This is a genomic window from Paraburkholderia bannensis, assembly GCF_014200455.1.
Taxonomy (GTDB): Bacteria; Pseudomonadota; Gammaproteobacteria; order Burkholderiales; family Burkholderiaceae; genus Paraburkholderia; species Paraburkholderia bannensis_A.
Genome location: NZ_JACHBW010000031.1, coordinates 44,725 through 60,590, shown reverse-complemented (window position 1 = coordinate 60,590; position 15,866 = coordinate 44,725). Strand labels below are relative to the sequence as shown.

General features: G+C 59.2%; 16 protein-coding genes and 2 pseudogenes. 6 read left to right on the top strand and 12 right to left on the bottom strand.

Annotated features, from left to right (window positions below):
- Nucleotides 1-381 precede the first annotated feature (381 nt).
- Nucleotides 382-591 carry an ATP-binding protein gene (locus tag F4827_RS32535; protein WP_311675062.1) on the bottom strand — a complete coding sequence of 70 codons (210 nt, stop codon included), beginning with the start codon at nucleotides 589-591 and terminating at the stop codon, nucleotides 382-384.
- A 149-nt stretch (nucleotides 592-740) separates the two neighbouring features.
- Here F4827_RS32535 and F4827_RS36090 point away from each other — a divergent pair, with 149 nt between their 5' ends.
- From F4827_RS36090 to F4827_RS32515, 4 genes are all read left to right on the top strand, one after another.
- Nucleotides 741-1,175: a response regulator gene (locus tag F4827_RS36090; protein WP_409258886.1), complete on the top strand. Its 435-nt coding sequence runs from the start codon at nucleotides 741-743 to the stop codon at nucleotides 1,173-1,175.
- Nucleotides 1,172-1,558 carry a response regulator transcription factor gene (locus F4827_RS32525; RefSeq protein ID WP_183732448.1) on the top strand — a complete coding sequence of 129 codons (387 nt, stop codon included), beginning with the start codon at nucleotides 1,172-1,174 and terminating at the stop codon, nucleotides 1,556-1,558. Before F4827_RS36090 ends, F4827_RS32525 begins: the two co-directional genes overlap by 4 nt.
- Nucleotides 1,559-1,923: 365 nt before the next feature.
- Nucleotides 1,924-2,484 (top strand): hypothetical protein, encoded by a 561-nt coding sequence (locus F4827_RS32520; RefSeq protein ID WP_183732450.1) that lies wholly within the window; start codon nucleotides 1,924-1,926, stop codon nucleotides 2,482-2,484.
- Nucleotides 2,485-2,736: 252 nt separating this feature from the next.
- On the top strand, nucleotides 2,737-4,065 hold the full coding sequence (locus F4827_RS32515) for a DUF2325 domain-containing protein (RefSeq protein ID WP_183732453.1): 1,329 nt from the start codon (nucleotides 2,737-2,739) through the stop codon (nucleotides 4,063-4,065).
- 27 nt (nucleotides 4,066-4,092) lie between these two features.
- Here the strand turns inward: F4827_RS32515 and F4827_RS32510 are convergent, their stop codons facing one another.
- The gene (locus F4827_RS32510; RefSeq protein WP_183732456.1) at nucleotides 4,093-4,416 is read right to left on the bottom strand and encodes a LysR family transcriptional regulator; all 324 of its coding nucleotides are present in this window, start codon (nucleotides 4,414-4,416) and stop codon (nucleotides 4,093-4,095) included.
- A 666-nt stretch (nucleotides 4,417-5,082) separates the two neighbouring features.
- On the opposite strand from F4827_RS32510, the gene F4827_RS32505 reads away from it, so the two are divergent.
- Complete coding sequence (locus F4827_RS32505) at nucleotides 5,083-6,180, top strand: IS5 family transposase (protein ID WP_183732459.1); 1,098 nt, start codon at nucleotides 5,083-5,085, stop codon at nucleotides 6,178-6,180.
- Between the two features lie 349 nt (nucleotides 6,181-6,529).
- On the opposite strand, the gene F4827_RS32500 is transcribed toward F4827_RS32505, so the two are convergent.
- The gene (locus F4827_RS32500; RefSeq protein ID WP_183732462.1) at nucleotides 6,530-6,895 is read right to left on the bottom strand and encodes a hypothetical protein; all 366 of its coding nucleotides are present in this window, start codon (nucleotides 6,893-6,895) and stop codon (nucleotides 6,530-6,532) included.
- Nucleotides 6,896-7,087: 192 nt separating this feature from the next.
- Between F4827_RS32500 and F4827_RS32495 the strand changes: the two genes are divergently transcribed.
- Nucleotides 7,088-8,101 carry a Crp/Fnr family transcriptional regulator gene (locus F4827_RS32495; protein ID WP_183732465.1) on the top strand — a complete coding sequence of 338 codons (1,014 nt, stop codon included), beginning with the start codon at nucleotides 7,088-7,090 and terminating at the stop codon, nucleotides 8,099-8,101.
- An 861-nt stretch (nucleotides 8,102-8,962) separates the two neighbouring features.
- On the opposite strand, the pseudogene F4827_RS32490 reads toward F4827_RS32495, so the two are convergent.
- The 9 genes and pseudogenes from F4827_RS32490 to F4827_RS32450 form a co-directional block, all read right to left on the bottom strand.
- Nucleotides 8,963-9,133 (bottom strand): annotated as a pseudogene (locus tag F4827_RS32490) (transposase domain-containing protein); the annotation flags it as partial.
- 150 nt (nucleotides 9,134-9,283) lie between these two features.
- On the bottom strand, nucleotides 9,284-9,601 hold the full coding sequence (locus F4827_RS32485; RefSeq protein WP_183732468.1) for an H-NS histone family protein: 318 nt from the start codon (nucleotides 9,599-9,601) through the stop codon (nucleotides 9,284-9,286).
- A 97-nt stretch (nucleotides 9,602-9,698) separates the two neighbouring features.
- The gene (locus tag F4827_RS32480; protein WP_183732471.1) at nucleotides 9,699-9,935 is read right to left on the bottom strand and encodes a hypothetical protein; all 237 of its coding nucleotides are present in this window, start codon (nucleotides 9,933-9,935) and stop codon (nucleotides 9,699-9,701) included.
- 41 nt (nucleotides 9,936-9,976) lie between these two features.
- Entirely contained in the window at nucleotides 9,977-10,552 is a 576-nt protein-coding gene (locus tag F4827_RS32475; RefSeq protein ID WP_183732474.1) for a hypothetical protein, read from the bottom strand.
- A gap of 381 nt (nucleotides 10,553-10,933) precedes the next feature.
- A complete protein-coding gene (locus F4827_RS32470; RefSeq protein WP_035547925.1) occupies nucleotides 10,934-11,164 on the bottom strand; it encodes a hypothetical protein in 231 nt (76 codons plus the stop codon).
- Between the two features lie 197 nt (nucleotides 11,165-11,361).
- A complete protein-coding gene (locus F4827_RS32465) occupies nucleotides 11,362-11,565 on the bottom strand; it encodes a cold-shock protein (protein ID WP_111934417.1) in 204 nt (67 codons plus the stop codon).
- A gap of 763 nt (nucleotides 11,566-12,328) precedes the next feature.
- On the bottom strand, nucleotides 12,329-13,258 hold the full coding sequence (locus F4827_RS32460; protein WP_183732477.1) for an alpha/beta hydrolase: 930 nt from the start codon (nucleotides 13,256-13,258) through the stop codon (nucleotides 12,329-12,331).
- A 177-nt stretch (nucleotides 13,259-13,435) separates the two neighbouring features.
- Nucleotides 13,436-14,473, bottom strand: a complete 1,038-nt coding sequence (locus F4827_RS32455; RefSeq protein ID WP_183732480.1) for an IS481 family transposase — start codon at nucleotides 14,471-14,473, stop codon at nucleotides 13,436-13,438.
- 113 nt (nucleotides 14,474-14,586) lie between these two features.
- Nucleotides 14,587-15,585: pseudogene (locus F4827_RS32450) on the bottom strand (DUF4158 domain-containing protein); the annotation flags it as partial.
- Nucleotides 15,586-15,866 lie beyond the last annotated feature (281 nt).

Sequence of the window (15,866 nt, the reverse complement as noted above, 5' to 3'; positions counted from 1 at the left end):
TACTATAATTCAGGTAGTGCCCGTCTGACGCGTTCTCCGGCAAATCTCTCTGCCTGTCGCGACGCAAAAGTATGTTCGCTGCCTCGTCTGGAGACCATATCCCTTTGTTCATATCAACGTATCAAGGCTGGCTCACCGAATGCGGCCGCGTGCCTGAACAGCCTGACGGGGAACGTCAAATGTTGGCAGAGCGTCAGCGGAAATTTTCAAACTAGTTGTCGCCTCAACGACTAAATTTCAGTGGGCCTTTCGCTCCTGATTGCAACGTCGTTGATGGCTGCCTCGCGGATTTCGGCGATCGTGATTAGCCGTTTCGGTGATCGTGATCAGTCTGGAAGGTGGTGTTGCGCGGTCAGAAAATTATAGCGACGGTGATCACGATCAGGCGTCGGCGGAATCGGATTTCGTGTTTCGGCGCATCGAATCGCCCTTGACCGGAAGCTTGTGTGCCTGATGCGCGAGCCGGTCGAGGATGGCGTCGGCAAGCGTCGGATCTTGCAACCACGCATGCCAGTGTTCGAGCGGCAACTGGCTGGTGATGACCCGCACATTCCGATTCGGTGCACGCGCTGCCCCCCCAAAAACGTTCAAGCCGCTTGTCGCTTTTAGCCGAACGCGCCCGGCAGTGCGGCACGAAGCTCGCCCGCGGTGGAGCGGCAAGACGCGCCCGGACAACGGCGCTCGGGAACGGAAATTGCTGTTTCAGTGTTGATTAAACGCGCTTTCCTCAGGGGAAATTGATGGCGCCCCATCCCCATCCCCATCCCCATCCGCAACCGCAACCGCAACCGCAACCGCAACCACGCGTGGCTCATGTCCTGGTCGCGGAGGATGACGTCCTTGTCCGCGTGGCCTTGGCCGAAGGACTGCGTGCTGTTGGCTTTGCCGTCATAGAGGCGAGCTGCGCCGATGATGCCCTGGCCTATATCCGCGCCGGAGAAAGGGTCGACCTTGTCTTTTCCGATATACAGATGCCCGGCATGCTTGACGGTCGACAACTGGCCGAGCTCATTGCCAGAGACCATCCTGGCATTCCCGTCATTCTCACTTCTGGCGACATTCAGCTTGGTGCAAGCGTGTCGATGTGCCTGTTCGTCGCCAAACCATACAACACTGCGCACGCGGCGAAGTTGTTTCGTTCAGTGCTGGGCCTACCTCCGGACGGATGTTCGTGACCACACCTCATATCCTGATTGTTGATGCAGACATACTCGTACGTACGCCGCTTGCGGAATATCTTCGCGCATGCGGATACCTCGTCTTGGAGGCAGTTGACAGCGTCGAGGCCCAAGCCCTGCTCGCCGATAAGGCTTCAGCCATCGATATCGTGCTTGCGGACGTTGGGGGCGAGGAGCGTAGCGGATTCGCGCTGGCGAAGTGGATACGCGAGCGGTTTTCCGACATTCGGGTGATCCTGGCAGGAAGCATTGCCGACTCTGTCGAAAAAGCCGCAAGATTATGCGATGACGGCCCCGCACTATCAAAACCCTACGATCACCGGATTGTGCTGGAGCAGCTTAAGCGTCTGCGAGCGGCCAGAAAAGACACGCTCGCATGATGGGCAACGAAGCCGCACTGATCGAACTATCTAGAAATTGAAGGGTAGCGGCATTGGTGTCTGGCTAGCGCGTTGGGCGCCGCAAACGGACATTCCTTTCGGTGCGGTGAAAGACCGTATTGGGTTGCGGTCATTCGGCTCGAGGTACCCCCTATGGCTGCTTTGGTGAGCTCCGCCGACATTTAAATGCGTGGCTGGGAGTGCGGGTGAATGGCCGGCTAGTGCCCGACGCAATCGGTGGAACTGGCCTCCTTCTACCACTCGAGTGGCAAGCAAGTCGATGGCGGTTTCCAGGAGGGTCTGCGTTTCTCGTTATATCGGATAGAATATAACGAAGGAATGAACATCTGATTAGGGAGTAGAGATTGGCGAACAGTCGGCGCCTCGTTTGCGCAACATCGGCGTCGCCGGTCATCGCCGACGACTTCGTATCCACGATCACCGCGCTGCGCCCCGCGTCGGGACACGAGCGCGCCGAGCTAATCAGCGACTTGATTGACGCGTTCCGGCGTCTGCGCAACAGCATCGAACGCTTCAACCGCATGCTTGCGCACGGCGAAGATGCGGACGCGGCGCAGGCCGCCGCGTCGCTGCAGCCGCTGCTCGCCACGCTCTCACGGCGAATCGGTCCTTCTTGCTTCGCCAAGGAGCGCGAGCTCAAACGCGCGATTCGAGATGCGCGGCGGCTCGACAAGATACGCAATGCGCTCTTCAGCGACGCGTTCTGTCTCGACACAGAAGCACTGCGCTGTACCGTGGCCGAACTGGAGCGACTCGACGCGACCTTCGTCGGGCTTGGCGTCGAGCATGTGCTTGCCCAGCACGCGACTGCGCCTGCCGGGTGCACGTGCGAGGCAGCCAACGATCGTCCCAGGCCTGCGGCCCTCGTTATCGCGGCCACACTAGAGAGCGAGCCTGGCACGTGAGCAACGCGACCCGCGTGCTTTACTGGACAACGCCACGTCATGGACCGCCCCCTGTAAACGGGTAACAGCCGCCTTCTTGACATCGTTATATTCCTTGGTATATTGCGAAGCGCAACGTGCGGTCCTTCTTGTTGGCGCACAACCGCCGCATGCGCTCGCAACAAGGAGTTCCATGCACATGATGTTTGTGGACGCGAACTGGCACTTTAGAGCCCATGCAGAGCCTGTGTTCCACACCGGACAGAGGTCAATATGCACGCACCGCCGTTCCGCCTCGCCCGTACACCGGCCGAGGCGTCCTCGCACGAGACTGCGCTGCGCGCCTTCGCCAGCGCCGATTGTTGCGGCCCCTCGCAAGCCGAACTCGCCCGCGCGCGCCAACGCACGCGCCTCGCGGAACTCGACGCCCATCTGCACTGCTCGATCATCGGCACCTGCTTGAGCACGCATGAGTTGCGCAAGCTGGTGCCGAAGTACACGATGCTCGACGCTCAGCGCGCCAGCGATCTCGACATCCATCACGCCGCCGTCGAACTGGCGCCAGCAGGCGGCGCGGGCGGCAAGGCGCTGCAAAAAGCGCTCGACACGCGTTACGCAGGCGCGGTCCGCCGTTTCGCCTATGCACGGGAAGCCGAGGCCGTGCTCGCACTCTGGAAGGATGCGCTCGCGAACGGTGACATTCCGCCGGCCTACTGGGCACTGATGACTCATCCCGCGACGACGATGGAAGTGCGCCAGGTCGTGTTCGGAGAGGTGCACATGCTCTCGCACCTGGTGGGCGCTGCCAATCGTGCCGACCTGCGGCGCCTCGTGGCGCTGGAAGCCGAGAACGCGAAACTGCAGGCCAAGGTCGAGCGCCAGCAGACCCGGCTGCATGAAATGAGCGGCGAGCGCGACGCTGCGCGCAGCGCGCTGCAAGCGCAAGCGGCACAGGTTGTGGTTCAGCGCCAGGCACGCGAAGCGATGCCGCAGCACGTGCAGCTCGAAGCGCTAGAGGCAGCGCAAGCCGCACGCGACGCGCGGCTCGCGCTCCAGACGAGCCGCCGCGAGGCCGCAGAACAGCGCGCCAACGCCGACGCCACAGCCCTCCAGACGCTGCGCGCGCAACTCGACGAAGCCCACGCATTGATCAAAGTCCTGCGTGCCGAGGTGCATGCCATGGAGCAGACGACACAAGCTTACGAAGGCTCGGAGGCCCAGCGTGCACTCCCCGAAAATGCACTCAAGGGGCGCCGTATCGTCTACGTAGGCGGCCGGCCGGGTTCGAATCGCGCGCTCAGGCGCTGGGTGGAATCGGCGGGAGGCGAGTTGGCTGTGCACGACGGCGGGGTGGAAGACCGCAAAGGCCTGCTCGCCGCGATGCTCGCTAACGCGGATCTCGCGGTATTTCCCGTGGACTGCATAGACCACGATTCGATGAGCACGCTTAAGCGCGTGTGCGAACGACATCGGGTTACGTGGCACCCGCTGCGCACGGCGAGTCTTGCAAGCTTCGTCGAACTGATGATGCGGCTGCATGCGAACACAACGCCCACGCTCGCCGCCGTGCCCGTCTCGCGTTTCTGCTTGCGCCACGGGTAGCACGCGGCAGCGCGCCGCAATCGCATCTCAGGTCTTCAGGAGTTTGACGAGCGCCTTGATGTCGGGCGCACACACCGTTGCGGCGCGCGCCTCGATGCTGCGATAGAGGCGAATGATCTCTTCGCCCCCAGGCTTGAGCGTGCTGCCACCGCCACTCTGCCCGCCATGCTCCGAGACGGTAGCCTGCGATCCCAGCGCGCGGTTGAGTTCATCCATCAACAGCCACGCCCGGCGATACGACATGTTCATGCTGCGCGCCGCCGCCGAGATCGAACCATGCTCTCGAACGGCTTCGAGCAGCGACACCTTGCCTGGCCCGAGCGCGATCGTGCCTTCCTGGATGATACGCATTCGAAAGCGCACGTCAGGCCGCCCCATTGCTGGCTGTGCAGGGCTTTTCTGTTGCACGGGCGCGGCCGCTCGTGTCCGGTGTTTCAGGGGGCTGCTCCACGCAGCAGGTTACTCCATTCTGAGATAGGAGTGCGTCGTCACAACGCTGCCGGGAAATAGACGGGCGCTAAACGGAGAGTCCCACGACGATCTGCGCAGTTTGGATCGTCGCGGGTTCGGCAGAAACGGGAACGTGATAAGCCCGATTCTCCGCCACGGACCTGGAGCATTGATTCCGTGGCAGGCGAGCCGCGAGGCAAGCTGTTGGGGGAGCGGGTAAGAGAACGCGGAGGAAGCGAATGGCGGACTGTAATCGTTCGCATAGGGGTTCGAACTTTGCCCCCAACCTGAAACGGTGCTGACTTCCGTGTGGTGCAATTGTCGCGGGTCCGCATTAGAGATTCATCGAAGGGAAGCTTGTGAGAGACCGGTATCGCTACGGTTCAGAGCCCTTCGTCCGCGCGTTGGGACGAATCAACAATGTGACGCCCGCGAAGGGCTTGTGTGGTCAGGCAAGACCGGCGTCAGTACGGCGCTTAACAGGTTGCTGAAGTACCGCTGAAACACGTCATCGCGCAGAGTTCGTGAAGCGTTGATAGATGAACCACCACTTGCCAACTGGAAATCATGCGCGGCGCCGACATGTTCACCGAGAGTCTGTTTTCCGTGCGCAAGCTGGATGACTTCGTCCCCAAGTCGCATCCATTGCGTTCGATCCGCGTGATGGCGAACGAAGCGCTGGCGAGGATGGATCGACTGTTCGCCGAGATGTACGAAGCGGACATAAAAGGTGGACGGCCGAGCATCGCGCCAGAGAAGTTGCTGCGAGCCATGCTAATCCAGGTGCTATATAGCATTCGCTCGGAGCGCCAACTGATGGAGCAGGTTCAATATAACCTGCTTTTTCGCTGGTTTATCGGCCTGGCAATGGATGACGAGGTGTGGGTGCCCACGGTCTTCACGAAGAACCGAGAACGCCTGATCAAACACGACGCCGTCATCGAATTCTTCAACGAAGTGGTGGCCATTGCCGAGAAGAAGTGCCTGCTCTCGGGTGAACATTTCAGCGTCGACGGCACGCCGATCCAGGCGTGGGCTGGACACAAGAGCTTCATACGCAAGAATGGGGGCGATCAGGACAACGACGGTGGCGGCGCGGGCGATTTCAAGGGGGAAAAACGTAGCAACGAGACACATCAGTCGAAGACCGATCCAGATGCGCAGCTCTATCGCAAAGGCAAAACGGCTAGCGAATTGCGGTACATGGGCCATACGCTGACCGATAACCGTCACGGCCTGGTGGTCAACGCGCGCGTGACACGCGCCGACGGGCATGCCGAGCGTGAGGCGGCCAAGATCATGATCCACGACGCACGGCAAGCGGCAGACGATCCGGATGCAGAAATCACACTGGGCGCGGACAAGGGTTACGACGCACAGGAATTCATCGAGGCGTGCCAGCAGATGATGGTCACACCGCACGTTGCGCAAAACACCTCGGGGCGGCGTTCGGCAGTGCCCGATACGATTGCATCGAGCGCGGGCTACGCCATTTCGCAGCAAAAGCGCAAGTTGATCGAACAAGGTTTCGGCTGGGCCAAGACGGTGGGCCGCATGCGCCAGGTGATGGTGCGAGGCTTGAAGAAGGTGGACCAGATGTTCGTGTTGAACATGGCGGCGTACAACCTTGTGCGCATGCGATCGCTGGCACAAGTCCGTCCATAGTGGCGGTGATCGCGGCAATGAGGCCAAAAATTAGCCTCAAACCGCCGAAAGAACGTTGAATTCGCGTTGAGATTGCACAATGCGAAAGTTTGCGACCGGCGAGCGAGTAAATCGAGGAGCGCCGCTTCCGCTGGGGGTGTATTTCTGCAACCTGTTAATGCTGTACGCGAGCGGAGTGCGGTGAAAGTCGCTTGCTCCGTTCTTAGGGGGCCGTGCTTTCGGAAGGGAGCGCGGCTACCCACTATCACTTTCCGAACGAGTGAGCCCACCTCTGGGTTGGCTCTCATTTCCCTCCTGGCCTCAACAATGTCAGCGCATGTACTGACGCTAAATGCACTTGCGCCTGCTCCTATGGCGAGGGCCAGTCTTGTACGTCAGCGGCATTTTCGGGTACGTCAGGCAGTGAGCCGGGGCCGACGTCGGGAAATGTAATTTCCAGAATCTGCTTCAACTGGCTGACGCAACGGCGTGCTTCAAGCGGCGCATTGAGATCGATGATTTCCAACAGCATGACCAGCACCGGCAGAAATGCATCCGACACTGGCGTTTCGCGCGAGCAATTGCGCAAAAAGTCAGCGTATCCAAAAAGGTGGCGCACGAACTCCAGCTCGTGAGCTGCGAACTGGGCGTCGTCCAGGGGCCCGGAAGGAATGGTCACCGTTTGCTTGGTCGCCAGCGTGTGGGGCAACGCGACGTATCGAATTGGATCGGTCAAGGGCTTTGGAATCTGCGTAAATTCGGTGTTCGACTTTGAGTTACCGGAGAGAGTCTCAACGTGTTGAGATCGGCACAACCTGTGCTATAACGAAACCGTTTTCAGAAACAGTCCCCGCGCTCACGGCGGATCAAGTATTTCATGGCACTCCGAGCGCGTCAAATACATTTGACACCCTTGGATTCGGTTTGAATGACCAATGATTGGCACGCGTTATACGACGAGGTGAAATTGCTTGGCGAGTTTGGCAGCGATGCACAAGTCGCAGAAAGCCTTGGCCTGACGCGCGCGCAGATTTCCGCCTGGCGCACCGGCAAAAGTGAGTTGGGAACGCTTGCCAAGCTACGCATTCTCGACGCACTCGGACAGGACACACTACGTTCAGCGGTGCTCAGCCTGCTACCCCATCGGAATCGGGCGCTGCTCGAAGAGCAGCATCTGGCGCTGGTTGCGCGGGTTTCACGGGGACGCCTGGCGTTGCTCGAAAGCAGCGCGGATGCAAAAGTAAATACCCCTTACGTCAATGGTCTACTGGCAGCGTTGCCAGCCGAAGATCAGGCCCGCATCGGGCCGCATCTGACGAGCATGGCGCTTCAGCCCGGCACGGTCGTCTATGAACCGGGCGATCGCCTTGAACGCATCTATCTGCCGGCCACGGCGGTCTTTTCCATGTTGCAGGTGTCCGACGGCGGCGTAACGACGGAGATCGCAGTCATTGGGCGCGACGGGCTTCTTGGGCTCGCGGCTTTCCTGGGCGGCGAGCCGGTTTCAACTCGCGCCGTTGTGCAGACCGGGGGGCTTACGTACTGTCTCGATGTCGATTTCGCTAGGAACGAACTGGCGCGCGGCGGACAGTTGCAGGATCTCGTCCTGCGCTTTTCGCAGGCGCTGATCACGCAGATGGCGCAGACTGCCATTTGCAATCGCCACCATCCGGTTTTCCAGCAATTCTGCCGCTGGCTTTTACTGAGCCTCGACCGGCTCGACTCCAATGCGTTGCCCGTGACGGACGACCTGATCGCCCAATTGCTGGGCGTTCGTCCTGCGACTGTATCCGAGGTCGCGGAACGCCTGCAGAGCATGGGCGCGATCCGCTATGACGGGCGTCGCGTCGAGGTTCTTGACCGGCACAGTATCGAAGCCCAAGCATGCGGTTGCTATCGCGTGGTCAGGCGGGAATATAAGAGGCTGCTTTGCGACGCTTGATTCGGTCGGTTCTGGTGCTGTCCTATCGCTACGTGATTGAGTCCGCGCGTGAGTCCGCCGCGCACGGGCGTCTGGCTCGCCTCAGCGGCTTGCTCTCACGCCATCGCAAGTCCAGTCCGATTATTTAAGCGACTGGGAAATTCCCTATTTCGTTTCCTATTGACACTGAAATGCCTGCATGTCAAATTCATTTGACATCGGCGTAATCAAAAGACGCCGGAACCTGAGAGAAGCATCGGACGTCGCCGGCCCTTTTTGCGGCCGGCGACGCTTTGTGTCGAATAGCGCGAATCCCCGATATGAATCGACCTCAATGGGAGGACGCGGAAGCGATCGTCCTCTGGAATCACAAGCCGCTCCCGCACAAGAGCAAAGCGCGACTGATTGTCGTTTTTGCACCGTGACGATGCGACCGGCGCAACGATTGCCGGACGACTGCGAAGCGAGGAATTCGGGGCCGTGCATCATACGGACATTCGGACGTCGAGCTGATTCTGGGTCATTGGCGGCCCAGCGTACTTCTGATCGACATGCGCCTCGCGACGCAAGATGATCTTCGGTTCGTAGGATCTGCCTCCCATGATCCCGGGTTGGCTCATACGCTACTGATCGCAATCACTGATCCTGCGGTAAAGGGCGGAACGAGAGCGGCGCGCGAGGCTGGCTTCGATGGTTTATGCCATGGTCCCTGCCAGATCTGGCGGCTCGCTGAGATGCTCGATACCTACCTTGCGCGCTCTTCAGACCCGGCTTGCCTGGGGGCGCATGCCGAGTCTTCAATCTTTGTGGTAAAGGCTGGCGCCCGTTCACGATACTTACGATTGGTAAGCGATCAATGAACGACGCCCCTCGGGGCGTCTGCATGGCCCAGAGGAGTAGCGCTGCATGATCTTCAGCGGTCGTAGCGAGCGGCAATTTTGCAAACAGCCAGACGAGATAGCGATACGGCTCGACACCGTTGGCCTTGCATGTCTCGAAGAGCGAGTACAGATTGGCGCTGACCTGCGCGCCTGCAACGGTATCGGCGAATAACAGCCGCAGGATCAAGCGGTCGCTTTCGGACGTGTACCAGTAACGCGGTAAGAAAACCAGTTCGCGCCGGTAATCTGCGCAGCGAGAGCTATAGCAAAAGCTTCACGATAAATGCACGGCCCGGGCAACCGTGCTGCGGGCAGTATCTAACTAACGGGGGCTCATCCGCGCGAGCGGACTGCCCGCGAATGGGTCGTTCGTCCAGTCTGCGCCTGCGTGCGAGGGCGGCCTGACAACTGCCTCCGACGATAGCTCGAAGTGTCCGATGGATTGCCCGGCACTGATGGCCTGCTTCAGCCATTGAGGCATAGACCCTTCGCCGCTCCAGCTATCGCCATTCGCGCTGCGGTAGCGCTCAGCTTCCGGTACGGCTGCGAGTGCGGTGGCAAGATCGTCCGGGCTGATGCCGAAGTCCTCCATGCGGTGCCGGAGGTAGGCAATCATGCTGTCCCGCTTGCGTTCGTCCATAAACTTCTTTCCTTTCCAATCGTGTCCGATGCTTGTCTTAATGACAAGCGGCGAAGCTCGCAGGTAAGTCTGCTCTTCGCATTTTCTGCGGCGCCAACTAGTCGTCGGAACCGAGGATGACGTCGATTGACGCCTGACCGGCGATCTCCGCGACGAAGTATGCCCAACGGCGCGAAAACGGCCCGCCGCGAACCTTGATACGCAGGCCTCGCGCCAATACCACCCGGGCGTGCGTTGGTCCCTGTATGCGAAACCACGCGTCAAACATGTCTTCGGAAGTCGGCACCAGGTCGACATCAATCTCAAACCCGCGATACCCCACCGTTCTCTGCATGCTGTTCCTTCACATTCCACAATGCAACTCAGTCTGCTGCTTCACAGGCTCTGCACCGCACCCACGTAGCTCTTTGTCGCGTCTTTCAGTTGCCGTGCCGCGGCCTGCACATGCGTTGGCAACTCGCTCAGTGCAAGCTGGGTGACAATACCATCCAGCCTCCGGCGAAGCTCTATCACGAGATCCATGACACTGGCGTCACCAACACGCCGGCGATTGCTCTGCCTGGAACCTACCAGCGAGCAGTCGACAAGACGGTCAACCTTGCGAAAGTAGGCTTGGGCTGCCAGACGGTGCCTTGCATGGAGCGATGCGATGTTCGACTTTGAGAGGCAATCTCTAACGACATCGACATGCATGCCGAAGTGAATCTGCAAAGCGTCCGAGGCATCCGCCCGGTGAAAACACGCCACCTGGTCGAACAGCGTCTCGCCATCTCCGTCGATCAGATCGATCCAGACTTCACCGTCTTCGAGCGCCTGTCCCGAGGGATGAATCACCCGCTCGTCCTCATTGGCGGCGGCGAGCATCCGGTGGCCGTCGACATCATCAACCGGCATTTCGAAAATCTCGACCAGTTCTCCGCTCACCGCGACCTGCATGACCAATAACGCCATCTCTGCTCCTTGTGTTGCGATTGACGGGAATAGCGTTGTGTCGATCAGGCGACCGGATCCCGTGATCCGGTTGAGTGACGTTCTGGAGAGCGCGAGCTTGAGCAGCTTTGAGGCGCTTCATTGCGACGTTGTGTGAGCAGCGTGATTGGCGCAGATGTGACAGGCATGACGGGCTTTCTCACATCATGCGGTGGGCATCGTTCGCGCCTAGCTCCACCGGCCTACTGGCCAGGCGCCAGGCGGTGTCGCCGCAATGAAATCAGTTCATGCAGGCAGAGGTGCTCTTGCTGTGTATTGTTCTGATCCGACGCGTTCTGCACCGACGGCTCGTCGAGCTTCGCCGCCGTCCATCCCGCCGCTACTATGCACGTGTATTGGCCATTATCCGCGGCTGTCGACCCAGTCACGCGCCCAGGTCGTAGCGTGTCCCAGGGCCTGCGTTTCATTATCGAAATAGTCGAGTGCGTGGAACTTGTAGGAAACCGGATCAGCCTCAAGGGCATCCCCCCTGACGAGCAGAAGGTTGGCGGCAAACCAGCCGTCCGGCAACCGATGTGCAGAAGGGGAGACTGAATAACCGTTGTAGTGGTGAAGATGTTTATTATTTTGCATAAGCAATAACCGAACAACACCCGTACGACTTCTATATCGTAAAGGCAAAATAAATTGAAAATGAAGCGAGACGGATCGTGTCGAAAGACAAATGACGCGCGCGACGAATGCGGCGATCAGATCGGGAGCGCACGGCTCCGCGGGGATACTGGTCAGGCAGACATGCAAAGGGCCGGTAGACCGGCCCTTGAAATACATTACTGCGGCGAGATATTCGCGGCCTGCATACCCTTCGGGCCGCGCTTCGTCTCGTAGGTCACCTTCTGGTTTTCTGCGAGCGTCTTGAAACCGTCGCCGCGAACTTCCGAGAAGTGAGCGAAGAGATCGTCGCCGCCAGCGTCAGGAGTGATGAAGCCAAAGCCTTTGCTATCGTTGAACCACTTAACAGTACCGGTATCCATGAGAATTCCTTGAGATAAAAATAACAGCTCCGTTGCGGAGCGACAAAAACTTCAAGGAAGAGGAGAGGATAACGAGTACCGCGCAGAGGAGGCGGAAAATGGTGATCAGCAATCGAGCTTCTTGAATATTTCAAGACTCACGATACAGTGCCAAACTAGGACTGTCAACGCATATCGTGAAGCGGGCTCGCTGTCGAGCATCGCCCGTGAGTTGATCGTTACCGGAATGTCGCTTTCGGTTCGAGGTATGCTCCCGCAGTCGCCCGCTCATTGCGAAAAAGCGACTGCCAGGATCGACTTTTGGGTTGGGACAAGCATGCTGCGCAGATCGTGCGTCCGTGCAAGCCATCGAAGACTTGTCGCAAGGTCCGGGCCGTAAGGTTGTAAGTTCGATCGCTAGCGTGTGCGTGCTGCGTCGGCGTAAATCCATCGGCCGGACCTTACCAGGTAGCGGTCATCATGGTGAAAAGCAAGGTATGACCGTAACGGGGTGCTTTATGCCTTTCGCATCGAACATCCAGCCGAGGCGGTGGCCGCGCGGTCGTCGGCCACAACCGGGCATTTACGCGTCCGATTTAGGTGTCCGCAAGACGTCGACAAGCGGACAACTAGCGCTTGCTTTGAAGCATCGGAAGGTGACGCAACAGGGACGCGGCAAGATTCATCCATCTGTCTTGCATATCAGGCAGATGGGGCGGTGGCTCAATGACCCATTGAGCCACCTCGCCGGATAGAAGGCGGCAGCAACCGATGCTGCGAAAGCTTAGAGGTTGTCTTTGAAAAACGGCACAACCCTCGCCATCGCCATGGCTACAGGTTCGGGCTTGTCGTACAGATCGTAATGCGACCATCCCTCGATCACGATGATGTGTTTGTTCGCCGAGGCGGCGCGGCTGTAGATCTCCCATCCGTCGCGAAAGGCGCCGAAGCCACCGGGCTTGTCGCCGATCACCACCATCAGCGGCTGAGTCAGTAGAACCTCGGCATTCGTGAAGGCATCCCAGCCCATTGCCGCGCCGCTGAACGACATCAACTGGCTGGTGGCACCGTTAGGCTGCTGACCGCGTGCGGACTTGTAGTAGTCGGTTGCTTCCAGAACGTCGATGTCAGTGATCCCGGCTTTCCGGGCCGAAGCCACGGATTCGGGCAGCAGGTTCGCCACGTCACGTTCGGCACCCTGGGCTTGGGCCGTGCGCATCTGGGCGATGTTTCCGGCGAGTTCGAGTGGCTTGAACTGGGCAAAGCCTTCGCGGATCAGACGGCCGTAGTTCACACCGGTGATGGAGACTAACGCCTTGAGGCGATGGTCGGTGATCCCCGCATGCACGGTGTAGGCACCGCCACCGCACACGCCGATTGCGCCGATGCGGGTGGCGTCCACGTAGGGCAGCGATTGCAGGTAATCGACCGCAAAACGAATGTCGGAAACGCGGATGGCCGGATCTTCGATGAATCGCGGCGTACCGCCGCTGGCCCCCTGAAAGCTCGCGTCATGTACCAGCACGACGAAACCTTCCTCGGCCAGGCCTTTGGCGTAGACGTTGCCGGCGGTCTGCTCCTTGCAGCTACCAATGGGATGCGTGCTGACGATGGCCGGGTACCTCTTCGTATCGTCAAAGCCGGGCGGCAGGTAGATGTCGGCTGCGGTTTCCCAGCCCAGGTTCTGATAGGTGACGGTCTTGATGTGGCTCATGGATCGACTCCAGATGCGGGGGAGCCGGGGCATCCCCCTCGGGGCAACTTATTTCAGCTTGGCTTGAAAGAATGGCGCGAGCACCGAAACGGCTTCTTCGACAAACTTTTGACCGTCATAAAGTGTATTAGCCGGGACTCGATCTGACAGGTAGTCGGGCCGATAGAGACGAAGCGATCAATGGGGAATGAGTTTCTCCTTGGCGAGTTCCAGCGAATCGAGAAAGGTGCGCATCGGCGTCTTGCCGTAACACCACCGTCCCTGATGTTCCCGTTCATTGTTGTACTGGTCGAGCCACGCATCAAGGTCCGTCTGCAAGGTGGCGATCGATTCGTAGATCTTCTTGCGGAAAGCGATGCGGTAGAACTCGTTGAGCATGGTCTTGTGCAGTCGCTCGACGATCCCGTTGGTTTGCGGCGACTTGGCCTTTGTTCGGGTATGGTCGATGTCTTCCAAAGCCAGGTACAACTCGTATTCATGATGCTCTGGGTTGCCGCAGTATTCGGTGCCGCGGTCTGTCAGCACGCGTAGCAGCGGGATACCGAAGCCGTCGAAGAACGGGACAACGCGATCGTTGAGCAGGTCCGCCGCCGGCAATGGCGTCTTGCGATTGTAGAGCTTGGCGAATGCAACTTTCGAGTAGGTGTCGACGAAAGTCTGCTGGTAGACACGGCCTACGCCCTTGAGGTTGCCAACATAGAACGTATCCTGCGCGCCGCAGTAGCCTGGACATTCTGACTCGAATTCGCCGTGCACTTCCTTCTCGTGCTTGGCACGTTCGAGCGCGACGAGTTGCGCCTCGGTCAACACCAAACCCTCCTGGGCGGATTTGGCTTCCAGGGCCTTCAGGCGCTTCGACATGGTCTCCAGATCGTGGCGCAACCAGATGCTACGGACGCCTTGGGGCGAAACGGACAGGGCATGTCGTTTGAGGACTTCGTTGGCGATACGGATCTGGCCGTAGGCTGGCAATTCGAGGGCCAGTTCGACAACGGCGGCTTCAATCTGCGGATCTACGCGGTTCTTGAGCAACGGTCGGTGATGGGAAATCTCCTGCAGCGCAGCCTCACCGCCTCGATCGTACAGTTCCTTAAATCGGTAGAAGCTGTCGCGCGAGTAACCCATCACGCGACAGGCTTGGCTGACGTTGCCGAGTTGCCGGGCCAACTCAAGTATGCCGACCTTGGCACGAATTACCTTCTGCTCCTGAGTCATGGCGGACTCCTTGCTGTTTGCGGCGCGCATCGCCGCTACGGGCTACGCCCTCCGCGGCGATGCGCGCCAGCATGAGAAACCAACCACTGTCAGATTTAGTCTAGTCCACCGCACTTTACGGCGAGGGCGAATTCACGGAGCTGATCTGCCGCTTTCAATCTGGCGGTTTCGACGTCACGCGACGCGTCATTGACGACCTTCAGGACCCAGCGACGCAACATCGTGAGGACCTGATCGGTTGCTGTACAAAGGCTATACCGCATGAAGCACGCCGCCTCAAGCCTTCGTCCGTGCGGCTCGATCCGTTTGCTGATCGACGGCGGCCGACTGGCGCAGCGTCGCGCGTAATGCCGCACAATCGCATCGTTACACTCGCCAGGCCAGCAGTCAGCTACTCCGTACATCGTGAGCAGCTTGATCTTGTCGAGCACCTCATTCATCTGGTGCGTCGAGCCGCGAAGCGGGACAGCCCACAGCCACCGTTGCAGACTGGCGTGGTCTCCATGCGGCTGAGTCAGGATACGCGCCCAACTGTCGAGCCTGTCGATGCCGAGCGCCACCGCGAGCGTCTCGTGTAGTGTGCTTTCGATATCGTGTACTGCCTGAATGACGAACTGCCTCAGCTGGCGATCCGGCGGTATCACGATACGATGCTCGTAAAACCAGCGCTTCAGATCGCTCGTTAGTTGTCCACGCTCAGGGCGCCCGGTGAGCTGCTCCTTGAGCCAGCGGATCACATACCGACGCTGATGCTCAGCGATCGACCGGAAGTTGACTATGGTTTTCGCGAAGCCCTGGTGGTCGGACAGCGTCTTGAAGTTCCCGTCGTAGATCGACCTGAGCGTCCCGACATCCGGAGGCTGGACATCAAGCTGCTGGCCAAGATGCCGCCAGAGAATGGTTGGGATCTGCCTGTATGAATCAAGCGGTCGCCCGGTCATTCGCAGGAAGCCAACGTGCAGCGCGATGGCCAACCGGTAAAGATCGGTGCGCCGGGAATCGATCTGGGCGCGTTCACGTTTTGAAAAAGTAAAGAAAGTGCTGAGTTCGAACTCGCTCAGCTCACGCGGCACCTGCCGGATCCCGAGATATGCCAGTCGCCAGTGATCCATCAGGCAGCTCCGCGTCGATGACGAGAGCGCTCAAGCGTAGCGGCGCAAAATCATCCGTGCCACGGTAGAAATCGGGATTCCGGCCCGGAGGCGCAGCAGCTAAGAAAAGTACCTGATCAGCGACGTAAAAATTGACATAATATTGCTGGTGTGACGCATCACGATTGCCATGCCTTATCGGCATAACCTCTCCAAAATTAAAAGTTGATAAATTGCGTTATGTAAAATGGTATTTTTGTAGCATCCCGCTTACATCACACGACGCCGACACTAATTGTCGG

What these genes read in the sequence shown, in the direction of transcription:
- F4827_RS36090 (WP_409258886.1), top strand. Translation starts at nt 741, where the DNA reads ATGGCGCCCCATCCCCATCCCCATCCCCATCCGCAACCGCAACCGCAA.
- F4827_RS32515 (WP_183732453.1), top strand. Translation starts at nt 2,737, where the DNA reads ATGCACGCACCGCCGTTCCGCCTCGCCCGTACACCGGCCGAGGCGTCC.
- F4827_RS32510 (WP_183732456.1), bottom strand. Translation starts at nt 4,416, where the DNA reads ATGCGTATCATCCAGGAAGGCACGATCGCGCTCGGGCCAGGCAAGGTG.
- F4827_RS32505 (WP_183732459.1), top strand. Translation starts at nt 5,083, where the DNA reads ATGCGCGGCGCCGACATGTTCACCGAGAGTCTGTTTTCCGTGCGCAAG.
- F4827_RS32495 (WP_183732465.1), top strand. Translation starts at nt 7,088, where the DNA reads ATGACCAATGATTGGCACGCGTTATACGACGAGGTGAAATTGCTTGGC.
- F4827_RS32485 (WP_183732468.1), bottom strand. Translation starts at nt 9,601, where the DNA reads ATGGACGAACGCAAGCGGGACAGCATGATTGCCTACCTCCGGCACCGC.
- F4827_RS32480 (WP_183732471.1), bottom strand. Translation starts at nt 9,935, where the DNA reads ATGCAGAGAACGGTGGGGTATCGCGGGTTTGAGATTGATGTCGACCTG.
- F4827_RS32475 (WP_183732474.1), bottom strand. Translation starts at nt 10,552, where the DNA reads ATGGCGTTATTGGTCATGCAGGTCGCGGTGAGCGGAGAACTGGTCGAG.
- F4827_RS32470 (WP_035547925.1), bottom strand. Translation starts at nt 11,164, where the DNA reads ATGCAAAATAATAAACATCTTCACCACTACAACGGTTATTCAGTCTCC.
- F4827_RS32465 (WP_111934417.1), bottom strand. Translation starts at nt 11,565, where the DNA reads ATGGATACCGGTACTGTTAAGTGGTTCAACGATAGCAAAGGCTTTGGC.
- F4827_RS32460 (WP_183732477.1), bottom strand. Translation starts at nt 13,258, where the DNA reads ATGAGCCACATCAAGACCGTCACCTATCAGAACCTGGGCTGGGAAACC.
- F4827_RS32455 (WP_183732480.1), bottom strand. Translation starts at nt 14,473, where the DNA reads ATGACTCAGGAGCAGAAGGTAATTCGTGCCAAGGTCGGCATACTTGAG.